General features: G+C 68.6%; 11 protein-coding genes and 1 pseudogene. 3 read left to right on the plus strand and 9 right to left on the minus strand.

Annotation, left to right across the window (positions count from 1 at the left end; genetic code table 11):
- Window positions 1-3: 3 nt before the first annotated feature.
- The 4 genes and pseudogenes from FFF93_RS11340 to FFF93_RS11350 all read right to left on the minus strand — a co-directional run bounded on the left by FFF93_RS11340 (window position 4) and on the right by FFF93_RS11350 (window position 6912).
- A complete protein-coding gene (locus FFF93_RS11340) occupies window positions 4-3843 on the minus strand; it encodes an NAD-glutamate dehydrogenase (RefSeq protein WP_395858438.1) in 3840 nt (1279 codons plus the stop codon).
- 564 nt (window positions 3844-4407) lie between these two features.
- Window positions 4408-4869 (minus strand): annotated as a pseudogene (locus FFF93_RS17250) (hypothetical protein); the annotation flags it as partial.
- 58 nt (window positions 4870-4927) lie between these two features.
- Complete coding sequence (locus tag FFF93_RS11345; protein ID WP_138768822.1) at window positions 4928-6271, minus strand: P-loop NTPase; 1344 nt, start codon at window positions 6269-6271, stop codon at window positions 4928-4930.
- A complete protein-coding gene (locus FFF93_RS11350; RefSeq protein ID WP_138768821.1) occupies window positions 6271-6912 on the minus strand; it encodes a hypothetical protein in 642 nt (213 codons plus the stop codon). The genes FFF93_RS11345 and FFF93_RS11350 overlap by 1 nt, the downstream gene beginning before the upstream one ends.
- A gap of 153 nt (window positions 6913-7065) precedes the next feature.
- Between FFF93_RS11350 and FFF93_RS11355 the strand changes: the two genes are divergently transcribed.
- Window positions 7066-7281 carry a helix-turn-helix domain-containing protein gene (locus FFF93_RS11355; protein ID WP_138768820.1) on the plus strand — a complete coding sequence of 72 codons (216 nt, stop codon included), beginning with the start codon at window positions 7066-7068 and terminating at the stop codon, window positions 7279-7281.
- A gap of 39 nt (window positions 7282-7320) precedes the next feature.
- Here FFF93_RS11355 and FFF93_RS11360 read toward each other — a convergent pair whose 3' ends face one another.
- Entirely contained in the window at window positions 7321-7899 is a 579-nt protein-coding gene (locus FFF93_RS11360) for a hypothetical protein (protein ID WP_138768819.1), read from the minus strand.
- Window positions 7900-8082: 183 nt separating this feature from the next.
- Between FFF93_RS11360 and FFF93_RS11365 the strand changes: the two genes are divergently transcribed.
- Both FFF93_RS11365 and FFF93_RS11370 read left to right on the plus strand, forming a co-directional pair.
- Window positions 8083-8898 (plus strand): LysM peptidoglycan-binding domain-containing protein, encoded by an 816-nt coding sequence (locus tag FFF93_RS11365; protein WP_186372148.1) that lies wholly within the window; start codon window positions 8083-8085, stop codon window positions 8896-8898.
- 45 nt (window positions 8899-8943) lie between these two features.
- Window positions 8944-9414, plus strand: a complete 471-nt coding sequence (locus tag FFF93_RS11370) for an Rv3235 family protein (RefSeq protein ID WP_138768817.1) — start codon at window positions 8944-8946, stop codon at window positions 9412-9414.
- A gap of 109 nt (window positions 9415-9523) precedes the next feature.
- Here FFF93_RS11370 and secA read toward each other — a convergent pair whose 3' ends face one another.
- From secA to FFF93_RS11390, 4 genes are all read right to left on the minus strand, one after another.
- The gene (secA, locus tag FFF93_RS11375; RefSeq protein ID WP_138768816.1) at window positions 9524-12259 is read right to left on the minus strand and encodes a preprotein translocase subunit SecA; all 2736 of its coding nucleotides are present in this window, start codon (window positions 12257-12259) and stop codon (window positions 9524-9526) included.
- Window positions 12260-12343: 84 nt separating this feature from the next.
- Entirely contained in the window at window positions 12344-13618 is a 1275-nt protein-coding gene (locus FFF93_RS11380) for a winged helix-turn-helix domain-containing protein (protein ID WP_138768815.1), read from the minus strand.
- Between the two features lie 30 nt (window positions 13619-13648).
- Complete coding sequence (gene hpf, locus FFF93_RS11385) at window positions 13649-14368, minus strand: ribosome hibernation-promoting factor, HPF/YfiA family (protein ID WP_138768814.1); 720 nt, start codon at window positions 14366-14368, stop codon at window positions 13649-13651.
- A 143-nt stretch (window positions 14369-14511) separates the two neighbouring features.
- Window positions 14512-15456: a ComF family protein gene (locus tag FFF93_RS11390; RefSeq protein WP_138768813.1), complete on the minus strand. Its 945-nt coding sequence runs from the start codon at window positions 15454-15456 to the stop codon at window positions 14512-14514.
- Window positions 15457-15548 lie beyond the last annotated feature (92 nt).

Consider the following 15548-nt stretch of genomic DNA (forward strand, 5'->3'; position numbering starts at 1 on the left):
ACCCTAGCGTCGAACGATTGACCTCAAGAGCCTCAATGCTACCGAGAGTGAGGCCATGTCATCGGCCTCGAGCGCGTTCACCTCGTCAAACATGCTCTTGGCCCGGCCCAGCTGCTCGACGTTCTGGCTTTCCCAGGCCACCAGCCGTTCCTCCGCGGGCATATCCGCCGGCGTCGCCTCCAGGACCGCCGTCGTCATGTCAGAGACGGTCGAGTACAGGTCGTCGCGCAGGGCCGCGCGTGCCAGGGCCTGCCAGCGGTCCCTCCTCGGCAGCTTCGTGATGCGTTCGAGCAGCGAATCGGCGTGGAACCGGTTGAAGACCGTGTAGTAGACGTGCGCGATGTTCTCCACCGGCTCGGGGCTGACATGCACAATCTTGGCGATGTCCAGCAGCACGAAGCTCTCGAACAGCTCCGCCCAGCGGTGCGCCAGGTCCTCGGGCAGCTCCCAGCTCCGGGCTTTCTCGAGCCACTGGGCCACCCGCTCGCGGTCATCGCCGCGCAGGTAGTCCAGCAGCCGTGCCCGCATCGGGTCCATCAGCGGCTTGAATTCGGCCACGATCTCGGCGATCGGCCGCGCGGCGTTGCCCTGGCTCAGGATCCACCGCACCGCCCGGTCCAGCAGCCGGCGGATGTCCAGGTGGACCGTGCTCCAGTGTTCGGTCGGGAACGACGCCGGCAGCTCGTTGAGCTCGGCAACCATGATGTCGAGTTCGTAGACCTCGCGGAGGGCCACGAACGCCTTGGCGACGGCAGCCTCTGCGGCCGACGTCTCCTCCATGGCGCGGAATGCGAAGGTGATGCCGCCCATGTTGATCATGTCGTTCGCGACCACTGTCGCGATGATCTCCCGGCGCAGCGGGTGGCTGTCCAGTTCGGCGTCGAAACGTTCCCGCAGCTGCTTCGGGAAGTAGGCGCGCAGGGTCTCGCGGAACCACGGATCCTCCGCGAGATCGCTGTCGCGCAGCGCGGAGGCGAGTTCGATCTTGGCGTAGGCGGCCAGCACGGAGAGCTCCGGCGAGGTCAGGCCCTGGCCCTGCTCGAGGCGCTCGCGCAGGGTCTCGGTGGTCGGCAGCGCCTCCAGCTCGCGCTTGAGGTCGGCGGATTTCTCCAGCCAGTCCATCAGCCGCTCGTAGCTGGGGCTCCATTCGGAAACCCGCATCCGGTCGTTGAGCAGCAGGATGTTCTGGTCGATGTTGTCCTCGAGCACCAGGCGGCCGACTTCCTCGGTCATCGAGGAGAGGAACTCGGCGCGTTCGGCCGGCTCCAGTTTGCCGGCGGCCACCATCCGGTCCACGAAGATCTTGATGTTGACCTCGTGGTCGGAGCAGTCCACGCCTGCCGAGTTGTCGATGGCGTCCGTGTTGAGGATGACGCCCTGCAGCGCGGCCTCGATACGCCCGCGCTGGGTCATGCCGAGGTTTCCGCCTTCGCCGACCACTTTCACGCGCAGCTCCCTACCGTCGACGCGGATGGCATCGTTGGCCTTGTCACCGACCTGGGCGTTGGTCTCGGTGGATGCCTTGACGTAGGTGCCGATGCCGCCGTTGTAGAGCAGGTCGGCGGGGGCCAGCAGGATCGCACGGAGCAGTTCCGGCGGGCTGAGCCGGGTGGTCCCCTCCGGCAGGCCGAGGGCGGCCTGGACCTGCGTGGACACCGGAATGGACTTGGCCTGGCGGGGGAACACTCCGCCGCCTTCACTGATCAGCGACTTGTTGTAGTCGTCCCACGAAGAGCGCGGCAGTTCGAAGAGCCGCTGACGCTCCGCGAAGGAGGCCGCCTCATCGGGGTTCGGATCCAGGAAGATGTGCCGGTGGTCGAAGGCTGCGAGCAGGCGGATGTGCCGCGAGAGCAGCATGCCATTGCCGAAGACGTCCCCGGACATGTCGCCGACGCCGACGACGGTGAACGGCTCGGCCTGGGTGTCCAGGTCCAGCTCGCTGAAGTGGCGTTTGACGGATTCCCACGCGCCGCGGGCGGTGATGCCCATGGCCTTGTGGTCGTAGCCGACGGAGCCGCCGGAGGCGAACGCGTCGCCGAGCCAGAAGCCGTATTCGGCGGCGAGGCCGTTGGCGATGTCGGAGAACGAGGCCGTTCCCTTGTCCGCCGCGACGACGAGGTAGGAATCGTCGTCGTCGTGCCGGACGACGTCGGCGGGCGGCACCAGGGTTTCGCCTTCCGGCGTGGTGACGAGGTTGTCGGTGATGTCGAGCAGGCCGCGGATGAACGTCTTGTAGCTCTCCACGCCCTCGGCCATCCAGGCGGCGCGGTCCGCCGCGGGATCCGGAAGCTGCTTGGCGTAGAAGCCGCCCTTGGCGCCGGTGGGCACGATCACGGCGTTCTTGACGGTCTGCGCCTTGACCAGGCCCAGGATTTCGGTACGGAAATCCTCCCGGCGGTCCGACCAGCGGAGCCCGCCGCGGGCCACCTTGCCGAAGCGCAGGTGCACGCCCTCGACCCGGGGCGAGTATACCCAGATCTCGAACATGGGCCGCGGGAACGGCAGGCCGTCGATGCCGGAGGGATCCAGCTTGAAGCTGACGTGCGTCTTGTTCTGGTAGAAGTTGGTCCGGAGCGTGGCCTGGATCAGGTTCTTGAAGGTGCGCAGCACCCGGTCGGCGTCGAGCGTGGCGACCTGTTCGATCGCGGTGTCCAGGCTGGCGCGGACGCTGTCCTGGCGCTGTTCGCGTTCCGCGGCGGGCAGCGCGGGGTCGAAGCGGGCGGCGAAGAGCGCGTTCAGCCCGCGGGTCACGTCCGGGTTCGCCAGCAGCGTGTCCGCCATGAACTCGAAGGAGTTGGTGTTGCCCATCTGGCGCATGTACTTGGCGTAGGCGCGGAGCACGACCACCTGGCGCCAGGGCATGCCCTCACGGAGCACCAGCCGGTCGAAGCTGTCCGATTCCACCACGCCGGAGACGGCCGCGCCGAACGACTCGCCCAGCAGGTCGCCGGTGCTGACCGGGTCCACCCCGGCCGGGTACTTCAGGCCGAGGTCGTAGAGGAAGAAGTCGCGGTGCCCGGCGGTCTCGATCTCGAAGGGGCGTTCGTCCAGGACCTCGAGGCCGAGGTTATGGAAGTACGGCAGGATCTGGCTCAGGCTCTTGGGCTCGAGCATGTACAGCTTGACGCGGGCGTCTTCCTCCAGCGTGGCGCCGGCGCCCTCGGGCAGGTAGACGTGCACGCCGGGGCGCTCCGCGAGGCCCTCGCCGGCACGCTCGGCGGCTGCGCCGTACTTCTCGAAGCGTGCAATGTCCTCGAGGGCGTCCTCGACTTCGTAGTCCACGCGGTAGCTGGCGGGGAACGCTTCGGCCCACTCGGCGGCGAGTTCCTTGGCGCCGTTCTCGCCGTCGGCGCCAGCCCGGGCGCGGAGCACCTCGGCGATGCCTTCGCTCCAGGACCGGGCCGCCCGGACCAGGCGCTTCTCCAGCTCGTCGCTGTTGACGTGGCTGACGTCGGCGTCCTTGGGCAGCCGGATCCGGAAGAAGAGCCGGGCGAGGGCGGATTCGGTCATCCGCGCCTCATAGTCGATCGAGACCGCGTTGAAGGTCTCCCGCAGTTCCTGCTCGATGCGCAGCCGCACGTTGGTGGTGTACCGGTCGCGGGGCAGGTAGACGAGCGCGGACATGAAGCGGCCGTAGATATCCGGGCGGAGGAACAGCCGGGTCCGGCGGCGTTCCTGCAGCCGCTGAATGCCGGTGGCAATGGCGGCCAGGTCGGGGATTTCGATCTGAAAGAGCTCATCCCGCGGGTACGTCTCTAGGATGCCGAGCAGGTCCTTGCCGGAGTGGGAGTCGGGCGGGAACCCTGCGTCGCGCAGCACGGCATCGACCTTCTCGCGCACCACCGGGATGTCCCTGACCGAGGCGGCGTAGGCGGTGGTGGCGAACAGGCCGATGAAGCGCCGTTCGCCGTTGACGTTGCCGGCGGCGTCGAAGCTCTTGACGCCGATGTAGTCCAGGTATGCAGAGCGGTGCACCGTGGAGCGGGAGTTGGCCTTGGTGATGACCAGGGCGCTCTTTTCGCGCGCCTTCTTGCGGCCCGTCTCGGTCAGGTGCTGGATCTGGTGGCGGGTGTCGCCGCCGTCGCGCAGCAGGCCGAGGCCGCTGTCTTCCCGGAGTTCCAGCACGTCCTCGCCGGATTCGTTCCGCAGGTCGTATTCGCGGTAGCCGAGAAAGGTGAAGTTCCCGTCGTCGAGCCAGCGCAGCAGGTCCTGCGCCTGGCGGATTTCGGCGATCTGTGCGGCGTTGGCCAGGTGGTCAAGATCGTCGGAGACCTCATGGGCCTTGTGGCGCATCTTGGGCCAGTCCTCGACCGCCGCCCGGACGTCGCCCAGCACGCGGGAGAGGCCTTCGATCAGCTGCTGGCGTTTGGCGTCGTCGACCCGGTCGATTTCGACCGCGATCCACGATTCCATGTGCGAGGCGTTGTCGCCCTGGGCGATCAGGTGCGACAGGTTGGGCATCGCCGCCGTGTCGCCGCTGGAGATGCCCAGGTGCGAGGGAACCCGTGCGACCTTGACCAGGTTGCCGCTGTCGCGGTTGCGGGTCACGACAAAGAGGGGGTGGATCACAAGATGGATCGGGGACTTCTGCCGGACGAGCTCGGCGTTGACGGAGTCCACCAGGAACGGCATGTCGTCCGTGACGATGTAAACGACGCTGGACTCGGCCTCGTCGGCGATCACAATGTTCGCCACGCCGGGCTGCCGGGTGGCGGCCGTGGCCAGGTGCGCCTGCGACCGCGCGGTCAGGACGTCCTCGCCGTAGGCGCGTGCATCCTCCTCGGCGAGATGTTCGTAGTAGTCCCCGAAGTACCCTTCACCGGCACCGATCGAAACGGGTTGATCCTCCACGCTGGACCCAGACGACATCGACAAACGCCTCCATCAAAAAGTTCATGGCCGCACCGTTGCAGCCCTCATGGCGAGCCTAGTCTTTCGCCCGCCGCTTTGCTGTGGAAGAAAGAACAGAGGATTTGCGATTTCGCTGGACAGGTGCACAAACCAGAGCAGCGAGGGCCTTGCGGAGGGCCGAGTCGGGGGCACTTTCGAGCAGCAGCGAGCCGGCCAGGAGGGCGGCGTCGCAGGCCGCCGGATCGGCCGGGAGGAACGCTTCCAGCGGTGTCGCGGGGCCGTAACGTGACCAGGCGTCGCGGAGCTGGCGCTCCGGCAGGCGTCCGACGGCGGAGGCCCTCACCTTGTTCAGCACGACGCGCGGCGACGCTTGCGGAACGGCGGCGTCGAGTTCGGCCAGGGCGCGGACCAGCCGCGGCACTCCCACCGGGTCGGCGGCGCCGACGGCATAGACGGTGTCGGCCAGTTCCAGGCTCCGCAGGGTGGCGGCGTTCCGGCGCGGCGCCATCGAATCGAAGCTGAGCTCCTCGTCGGCTTCCAGGCAGAAGCCCACGTCGATCACCGTGACCTCGGCGACCTCCCGGGCCCGCTGGTAGACCAGCGAGAGTGCCGCGGCCCGAAGTTCGGTCCAGCGGTCGGCGCGGGTGATGCCGGTGAGGACGCGGAACGATCCGGCGCGGGTTGCCACCGGCGCAGCGATCCGAAGCAGGGCCGGGCCGTCGAGCACACCCTGGTCCGCCAGCCGGCAGGCCTGAGCGAGCCCGGCCGCCTCGTCCAGCAGTCCCAGCACGGCAGCCACGCTCGCCCCGTAGCTGTCGGCGTCGACCAGCAGCACCGATTTGCCCTCGGCCGCCAGTTCCCCGGCGATGTTGGCGGCCACCAGGGTCCGGCCCGGCGCGCCGGCAGGGCCCCAGACGGCGATGATGCGACCCGTGCCCGGCTCCCCCGGCCGGCCCTGTGCGGCGCCGGCACCGGACGCGGCACCGGGCGCAGTGCCGGGCCTGCCGTCCGGGGGGCGGAACGCCGTGGCATGGTCAGCGAAGGCGCTGGCCGCCGGGCCGGGCCCCGGCGTCGAGATCTGTGCCACGGCGCCGGCGATCAGGGCGGCGAGCGCCTCGGCCTCCACCGCGGACCCCTCCACGGTCACGCCGATCCCCTGCAGCCTGGCCGTTTCCTCCGGGCTGTCGCTCAGGGCCACCACGGCGACGCCCACGGCAGACAGGCGGTCCACGAGCGAGGCGGTCAGTTCCCCGCTGCCGTCCGCGACGACGGCGGCCCGCGCCAGCCCCGTCTGGCACGCTGCGAGCAGTTCGGCGAGTTCAGCACAACGCCGGACCACCGACACCGGCCCGTGCAGCCGCTCCAGCCCGCCGACCAGGTCGTCCAGGGTCCGTCCCACGGTCACCACCGGGATGCCCATCAGGGTGCGCCGCCCGGATTCCAGACCACCGAGATCTTCGCCTTGTTGGCCTGCGCCCCGAGGAGTTTCGGCATCTGCCCGTCCGGGACGAGGACCATGACGACGGTGGAGCGCTGCGCTCCGAGGGCGGTGCTGCCCGGGGTGAGCTGGGCGATCTCGGCCCCCGGGAGCAGCAGGGTGGGTTCGCTGAATCCGTTGCGCGCGTCCGGCAGGGCCACCCAGACGTCCACCCGTGAGCCGGCCACCGCCTGTGGAGGCAGGGCTTCGTCGATCGTGACCGCGACCGGTTTGCGGTCCAGGGCTTCCGGCCGGCCAAGGCTTTCGCGCGGGAGCAGCTGGTCCTTGCCGATGCGCTGGACGGCGACCAGGCCGCCGGGAACGCCGGACTCCGGGGTGAGGTACTGCTGTTCGACGTCGCCCAGGCGGACCTTGACCAGGTGCAGCTTGTCCGTGGTCAGCTTCTCGCCGACCGCAATCGGACTGCTGGCCGCATAGGCTTCCGTAGTCTGGTCGGCCGCCGCCACGAGCGAGACGACACCAGCGACGGAAGCCAGGACGAGCAGGATGCCGACGAGGAGTCGGGGATCCTTCCACGAAGGCCGTTTTAACCTGGCGCCGCCGGCCACCGTGCTCTCACTCATGCGTCCTGCTCCCCCTGTAGTCGCAGCCCGGGCTCCTGGCGCCGGACACCCTTATTCTCACGAATTGACGGCCCGGCGGGAAGATCCCGGGGCAAACCGCAGCAAACTGTGGATAACGGTCCCAAACCGCGCCACCGGTGGCAAAATGGTGCCATGCCCCGATTCCTGACCCTCGCGGACGTTGCCGAGCAGCTCCAGATCAACTCGCCCGCCGCCTATGCCCTGGTCCGCAGCGGACAGCTGAAGGCCATCCAGGTGGGCGGCCGCGGCCAGTGGCGGGTCGAGGAGACCATGCTTGAGCAGTACATCCAGGAGCGCTACGCCGAAGCAAGCCGCATGATCGACGAGGCCAAGGCCAAGGGCAGCTGAGTCCGCGCGGGCCAGCGCCCCGCGTCCCGCCCGCAGGCGCTAGCCCGGCTGGCCGGCGACGCGGACCGACCGCAGCGCGGCCAGGGCGCCAAACGGAATGGTGGCCGCACCGCTGACGTTTGCCGCGCGTCGCTCCTCGCCGGGCCGGGTAATGGCCAGGTCAAGGAAATCGCGTCCGACCCTGTCAATCACCCCGTGCAGCACGGACTCCCCCGCAGTTGCCCGGGACACCAGCACCGTCAGGCTGGCGCGGTCCCGGGCCAGCCCGCGCAGCGCACTGGCTAGGCCAAGACGCTGCCGGACTGCCGGCCCCGCGGCCACCGCCAGTCTGGACAGCCCCGAGTACCGGGCGGCCGAGGCATAGGGAATCAGGACCTGGTGCCGCTCCTCATTCAGGACCAGCCACTGGCTGCCGACGTGACTCAGCGCCCCTTCGTAGACCGTTCCCGAACCGAGATGGACGCCGATCCGAAGCCCCACCGAACCGCGCAGCCGGTCCGCCAGTTCGACCGCCGCCGCGTCCACGCGCGCCCGCTCGTCGATTTCCGTATCCAGGTCCAGGCGTTCGCCGGCGGCAAGCTGCGCCTCCAGGTCTGCAAACAGGGCATCCCACCGCATGGCGCCAGCGTAGGCGGCCCCCCGACGGCGGTCAATCCACAGCCTTCAGCCCCCCCCTAGACAAACTTCATCTTGCGGGACCAAACTTTGCTTAATCGCATCAAACTTGATCAAACGATATCAAAGTTCTATCCGGCAATGAGCGGCACAATGAGCGGGCCCGGTCCCGCGAAGGAGGCGGTTGTGGCTAGCAAGGATTCTTCCGGCGTCGTCCCCGGGCGCGGTCTGGGCGCCGACGCGGCCATGGCGTCCGTCATCCTGCTTCTGGGAGGCTTCCTGGCCGGGACGGGTGCCGGGCTCGTGCAGCGGCTCAATGCCTCCGCGGCGCGGCGCCAGTCCCTCTCGTTCGAGGACCACATCGGCGTCGCCGCCAACACCGTCGGCTTGATCGTGGTCGTCTGGTGGGCCCTGTCCTTCCTCATCGCCTTCGCGGCCGCGCTGCTCGAACACTGCGGCCGCCTGCGGGCCGCCGCGGCAGCCGGGAAATTCAGCCCCGCGTTTATGCGCCGGCTGGCGCTGGCCGCCGTCGGACTTCAGCTCGTGACGGCACCGTTGGCCCACGCGGCCCCGGTTGCCGCCGGACCGGGCATGGATCCCCCCGCCGCGGCCGCGGCCTGGGTGCCCACCGGCGCCCCGGTCCCGGAGCCCGCTACACCTTCCTCCGGTCCGGCCAGCCTTGGCCTCGACCCGCACTGGATGCCGGTTCCGCCGCCGGTGGATCCGTACACCTTCGCGGCCCGGCAGCTGCGGCCGCTGGATCCAGGCCAGCCGCCGTTACAGGTGCCCGCGCAAGGACCGGCGGCAGGCACTCCGGAGGTGACTGTCCGGGCCGGGGATTCGCTGTGGAGCATCTGCGCGGCGGAGCTGGGTCCGCTGGCATCCGACGTCGACATCGCCCTGGCGTGGCCCCGGTTGTACCAGGCCAACCGCGACGTCATCGGGGGCGATCCCGGACTGTTGCTTCCCGGGCAGGTCCTCAGGCTGCCCGCCAATCTGTGAACCACTCCAACCGCACACCCGCCCGACGACAGCAAAGGAATCCCCATGAGCCCCCTCACCGGCATCCGCACAGGCAACGCGGTTCCCCTCCCACCGGCACCGCCGGATCACCGCGTCGGGCTCCGCCCCGCGGCCCGCGGCCCTGCGCCGGTCCTGCGGCTGGTAGATGAGCACCGCGAGGTGTGCGCCATTTCCCGCTCCACCGTGCAGGCTGCCATCGAAGTCCTCGCCGGCACCCGGCCCGCCCAGCAGCTCGCCCGCCGGCTTGATGAGCGCTGCCTGGCCGCGCTGCAGCACCGGGCCGCACTGACGCGCAGGGTCGCCTCGGGCACCTCACCGACGGCGGGCCGGCTGCACCGGAATCCGGCTGTCCGCTCGGTCCGCGCGTGCCGGGTGTCCGGGGACGTCTACGAGGCCAGCGCCGTGGTGTCGGATGAATTGCGCGTCCGTGCCGTCGCGCTGCGGCTGGAGCGGAGCCGGCTGGTGTGGCGGGTCACCGTGCTTGAGATCGGCTGAGTCCCACAGCCCGAACGGGAAAGGAGGACGCGTTAAGAAGTGCAGGGCCGGAACTTTCGTTCCGGCCCTGCACTTCTGCTTGCCTGATGCCGTCTGCGGCGGGTTTCTCCTAGCGGCGCTTCTTCTTGCTGGCGCGGCGCGGCGACTCCTGCGCCGCCTTCGCCGGGTTGCCGGAGCGTCCGGAGGATTTCGTCTCGACGCGGGTCTGGGCCGCCCCGTCCTCGCCGGGTGCCGTGTACTGCAGCTGGGCAGGCTTCTCCGGAGCTTCCAGGCCGGCAGCATGGACCTCCAGGTCGCGGTGTTCCGTGTGCTGGCCCTCGGCGTCGGCCACCACAACGTCCTGCGCCGGGGTCACCTCGACGTCCAGGTTGAACAGGAAGCCGACGCTCTCCTCCCGGATTGCCTCCATCATGGCCTGGAACATGATGAAACCCTCGCGCTGGTACTCGACCAGGGGATCGCGCTGGGCCATCGCCCGCAGGCCGATGCCCTCCTTGAGGTAGTCCATCTCGTAGAGGTGTTCCTGCCATTTGCGGCCGATCACGGAGAGGACCACACGCCGTTCGAGTTCGCGCATGCTCTCGGAGCCGATCAGCTCCTCGCGGGCCTGGTAGACCAGGCGGGCATCGGAGAGGATCTCTTCCTTGAGGAAGTCGACGGTAATCCGCGACTTGCCGCCGGCCTCGTCGATCACGTCGCGGGGGGTGAAGCTGACCGGGTACAAGGTCTTCAGGTTGGACCACAGCAGGTTGAAGTCCCAGTCGTCGCCCGTACCCTCGGCCGTGGCCTCGTCGATAAACGCGGTGATCGTGTCCTCGAGGAAGTACTGGACCTTTTCGTGCAGGTCATCGCCCTCGAGGATGCGGCGGCGGTCCCCGTAGATGGCTTCGCGCTGGCGGTTCAGGACGTCGTCGTACTTCAGGACGTTCTTGCGCTGTTCGGCGTTGCGGCCCTCCACCTGGCCCTGGGCCGAGGCGATGGCGCGTGACACGAGCTTCGATTCGAGGGCGACGTCGTCGGGCACCGAGCTGTTCATGAGCCGCTCGGCAGCGCCGGAGTTGAACAGCCGCATCAGGTCATCGGTCAGCGACAGGTAGAAGCGGGATTCGCCCGGGTCGCCCTGGCGCCCGGAGCGGCCGCGCAGCTGGTTGTCGATCCGGCGGGACTCGTGCCGCTCGGTGCCAAGCACATAGAGGCCGCCGAGGTTCAGGACTTCCTCGTGCTCATCCTTGACGGACTGCTTGGCGGCCTCGAACGCGGCGGGCCACGCGGCTTCGTATTCCTCGGAGTTTTCCTCCGGGTCCAGTCCGCGCTTGGCCAGTTCGGCGACGGCGGTGAATTCGGCGTTGCCGCCGAGCATGATGTCGGTACCGCGGCCGGCCATGTTGGTCGCGACTGTCACGGCTCCCTTGCGCCCGGCCTGCGCCACGATGGACGCTTCACGGGCGTGGTTCTTGGCGTTCAGGACCTCGTGGCGGATGCCTTCCTTGGCCAGCAGCCGGGACAGGTACTCGCTCTTTTCCACGCTGGTGGTGCCGACCAGGACCGGCTGGCCCTTTTCGTGCCGCTCGGCGATGTCCCGGACCACGGCGTCGAACTTGACGGCCTCGTTCTTGTAGACGAGGTCCGGCTGGTCGATGCGCTGCATGTCCCGGTTGGTGGGGATCGCGACGACGCCGAGCTTGTAGGTGCTCATGAATTCGGCCGCTTCGGTTTCGGCGGTGCCGGTCATGCCTGCGAGCTTGTCGTACATGCGGAAGTAGTTCTGCAGGGTGACCGTGGCGAGGGTCTGGTTCTCGGCCTTGATCTCGACGCCTTCTTTGGCTTCGATCGCCTGGTGCATGCCCTCGTTGTAGCGCCGGCCGGCCAGGATGCGGCCGGTGTGCTCGTCCACGATCAGCACTTCGCCGTCGAGGATGACGTAGTCCTTGTCCCGCTTGAAGAGTTCCTTGGCCTTGATGGCGTTGTTTAGGAAGCCGATCAGCGGGGTGTTGGCGGACTCGTAGAGGTTGTGGATGCCGAGGTAGTCCTCGACCTTTTCAATGCCGGCCTCGAGGACACCGACGGTGCGCTTCTTCTCATCGACTTCGTAGTCGGTGTCCGGCTGCAGCCGAAGCACCACCTTGGCGAATTCGCTGTACCAGCGGTTGGTGTCGCCCTGAGCCGGGCCGGAGATGATCAGCGGGGTGCGGGCTTCATCGATCAGGATGGAGTCGACTTCATCGACGATGGCGAAGTGGTGGCCGCGCTGGACCAGCTCGGACTTGTCCCACGCCATGTTGTCGCGCAGGTAGTCGAAGCCGAATTCGTTGTTGGTGCCGTAGGTGATGTCCGAGGCGTACTGTTCGCGGCGGACGGCCGGGTCCTGGTTGGACAGGATGCAGCCGCTGCTCAGGCCCAGGAAGCGGTAGACGCGGCCCATCAGGTCCGACTGGTATTCGGCGAGGTAGTCGTTCACGGTGATGACGTGCACGCCCTTGCCTGCGAGCGCATTGAGGTAGGCCGGAGCGGTGGCCACCAGGGTCTTGCCTTCACCGGTCTTCATTTCGGCGATGTTGCCCAGGTGCAGGGCGGCGCCGCCCATCAACTGGACGTCGAAGTGGCGCATCCCGAGGGTGCGCGAGGAGGCTTCGCGGACGGCCGCGAAAGCCTCGGGCAGCAGGTCGTCCAGCTTCTCGCCGTCGCCGTGGCGGGCACGCAGCCGGTCCGTCTCTTCACGCAGTTCGGCGTCGGTGAAGGTCTGGAAGGAGCTTTCCAGGGCATTGATGGAATCGGCATAGTTCCGCAGTTGCCGCAGGGTCTTTTTGTCACCCGTGCGGAGAAGTTTTTCAATAAGTGATGCCACGTGAAATTGCTCCCAGTCTCAAGCTGCCGAATTCCGGCGTGTTTAGTCTACGGGAGAGACGCAGGGCGGAACGCGCCTGTTCCCTCAGAGCGGATGCAGGCCGGCCACGGCCTGCCCGAGGGCGGGCGCCAGGTCCCCCACGGGGGCGACTACGATCCGGTCCAGCTCCAACCACTCTGCCATGAGCTGCAGTTCTTCGGCGAGTTCGACGGCGGTGTCGGCGGGCGCGCCGGCCTCGGCGTGGCTGGCCCGGGCGAGCAGGCTGCCGCTTGCGCGGTCCGCCTTCAGGTCGACGCGGGCCACGATCCCGTCGCGGAGCAGCAACGGCAGCACGTAGTAGCCGTAGCGGCGTTTGGCTTCGGGGGTATAGATCTCGATCCGGTAGTGGAAGCCGAAGAGTTCCTCCAGCCTGCGGCGTTCGAAGACCAGGGAATCGAACGGGCTCAGCAGCGCACGGCCGGTGGCGGCGCGCGGCAGCACGGCGTCGGCGTGGCGGTAGAGCGGCCTGTTCCAGCCTGCCACGGTGACCGGCTCCAGCCGGCCGGCGTCCACGAGCTGCTCCACCGCGATGGCGGCGGCGCGCTGCGGGGTCCTGAAGTAATCCGCGAAGCACCGCAGGGTGCCGATCCCGTGGGCCTGCGCCGCGGCGTCGATCAGCCGGACCATGGCGGCCGCGGCATCACCCGGCACCGCGGCATCCGGCGCACCTGCCTCACCAGGCGCCGCCGCCCCGGGCACCGTCTGGCCCGCCGGCGGCGCGGCGGCCAGAATCCTGGCGGTCAGCGTATAGCGGCGTTCAAAGGATTCCGTCCGGGACGCGGCCGAGACGAGCCCTTCTTCAAAGAGGTGTTCCAGGACCCGCTTGACCGCGTTCCAGTTCCACCCCCAGTTGTCCTTCGACCGGTCCTCGATATGGCCCAGCCTGGCCGTTAGTTCGGCTGCGGTCAGCGGCCGGCCCGCGCTCAGTGCGGCCAGCACCCGCTGCGCCACCTCGCTGCGCAGCTCCGGGTCCATGTCGTGCGCGCCGACCCACTTGCGGCTTTGCCACTGGACGAGGTCCCGGAAATGCTCGGGCCGGATAAAACTGGCCTCATGGGCCCAGTACTCCATCATCCGGCGGGGGTGTGTCCCCGCCATGCGGTGCAGGATGGACCGGTCGTAGTTCCCCAGCCTGGAGAAGAACGGCAGGTAGTGGCTGCGCGAGAGCACGTTGACGGAATCGATCTGGACCAGGTGCAGGCGGGCAAAGGTACGGCCCACCGCCCGTGCGCTCACGGGTGCGGCGGGCCGGACCTTGTCCAATCCCTGGGCTGCCAGTGCGATCCGCCGCGCCTGCTTGAGGCTCAGCGATGCGTGCACATCATTCCCTTCGTTGGATGGTCGCCAGCTTTAGGCGCTGGCGGGCTCATCCTCTGAACGATAAGCGATGATCTTCTCTTCCAACGGAGCCTCGCCCGGCTCGCAGGTCTGGTCCAGGCTGATCACGCCGTAGGTCCAGCCTTCACGGCGGTAGACGACCGACGGGGCCTTCGTGTCCTTGTCCACGAACAGGTAGAAGTCGTGGCCCACGAGCTCCATGTTGTCGACGGCGTCGTCGAGCGAGAGGGAGGCCGCGGGAAAGACTTTCCGCCGGATCAAAACCGGCGAGTCCCCAGCCGGTATGTCGTTCTCCACCTCGTAGGGCGACTTCTCCTCCGGCCGGGCCTGCGGCGGATGGCTCGCCTCCTCGTAAATGGGTTCCTGGGTACTGGCGGGTTCCAGGGTTGCCGTCGCCTCGGTGACGGACTTCGGTGTGTGCCGGCCGTGGTGGACCTTCTTGCGGTCCTTGGCCCGGCGCAGCCGTTCAAGAAGCTTGTTGTAGGCCAGATCGAAGGCGGCGAATTTGTCTGCGGCGCTCGCTTCGGCACGGATCACGGGGCCTCGCCCCAGGACGGTCAGCTCAACCGTGAGCAGTTCTGCGGTCTGACGGGCTTTGGTCTCCTTGGAAACCTTTGCGTCCACCCTCTGGACCTTGTCCCCCAGTGACGCGATCTTTGAGATCTTTTCGTCGGCGTATTCGCGGAACCGGTCCGAAACCGTCAAATTACGACCGCTGATCATGAACTCCATGGTGCCCTCCAAATGACTTCGGTGACACGACGGCGGCACGTCCGGGGGCTGATCTGACTGACAGTCGAGCCCCTTTCCGAGCCGCTATCGACAGGTACATCTGTTCTTGGTACCCATCTTCGACGTTAGTTCATGGGCCCCTGTTATTCATCCTTTTTTGGTTTATTTTTTTCCTCATCCCCGGTGTTCCGCGCCAGTGCGGGGATTGCCGCGGCAAAGTCTTCCCGGGCCGGCGGGCGTGTCGCCGCGAGCACCACCGCGCCCCGGACAACGCCCCCCGCGGCGCGCAAGGCGCGGGCCGCTTCGGCCAGGGTCGCACCCGTGGTGAGCACATCGTCCACGACAACACAGGGCCGCCCGGCGAGCCCCGGCGGACGGAAACCGGCCACGACCCGCATGGAGCCGCGTACCCGCCCGGCCCGGGCCGCGCGGCCCAGGCCCTTCTGCCCGCCGGGCCAGCCTGGCGGGCCAGTCGCCCGGATGGCGGCCCCGGCCGTCCGTAGACCGGTCGCCGCGGGCTTGGTCTTGCGGAGCACGTCGGCGACGGCGGCGCCTTCCAGGGCGGGGGTTCGCCGGGCCCTGTGGAGGAGCACATGCACGGGGCTGAAGCCCCGGCGTCGAAAGGCCGTGCCGCTGGTGGGGACCGGGACCAGCAGGACTCCGTCCGCGGGGGCCACCGCGGCGCCGATGGCCCGGGCTAGTGCCCTGGCCAGCTCCTCGCCCAGCTGCCGCTGGCCGCGCCGCTTGAAAGACAGCACGGTCTGCGCCAGCTCGCTCCGGTAGACGCCGGCAGCCACGACCGGGAGCAGGACCGAGCCGTCCATGTCCACCAGGGCCGGTGCCCTCCCCTCGGCCCGGAACGGCCGGCGGGTGAGCAGCCGGACCCGGCGGGCGCAGGCGGCGCACAGGGTCCTGTCCTCGGCGCCACAGCAGACGCATTCCACCGGGACCGCGAGCGCCAGGAGTTCCGCGGCGGCTGCGGCTGCCAGGTCACCGACCCGCGCCGGCCAGCGGCGGTAGCCCCCGCGGTGCCGCGGAGCCGTCGGCGGAGCGAGGTCAGGGTGGAGGCCAGATCGTTGTATGGTCACTCCTCAAGGCTGGCCGCAGGGGTGCCGGCGCGGAAGCCCGCCCCGCCGCTATGTGGACAGCCGCTATGTTGCCAGCCGCCATGTCGACGCGG

This window comes from Arthrobacter sp. KBS0702 (assembly GCF_005937985.2).
In the GTDB taxonomy this organism is placed as follows: Bacteria; Actinomycetota; Actinomycetes; order Actinomycetales; family Micrococcaceae; genus Arthrobacter.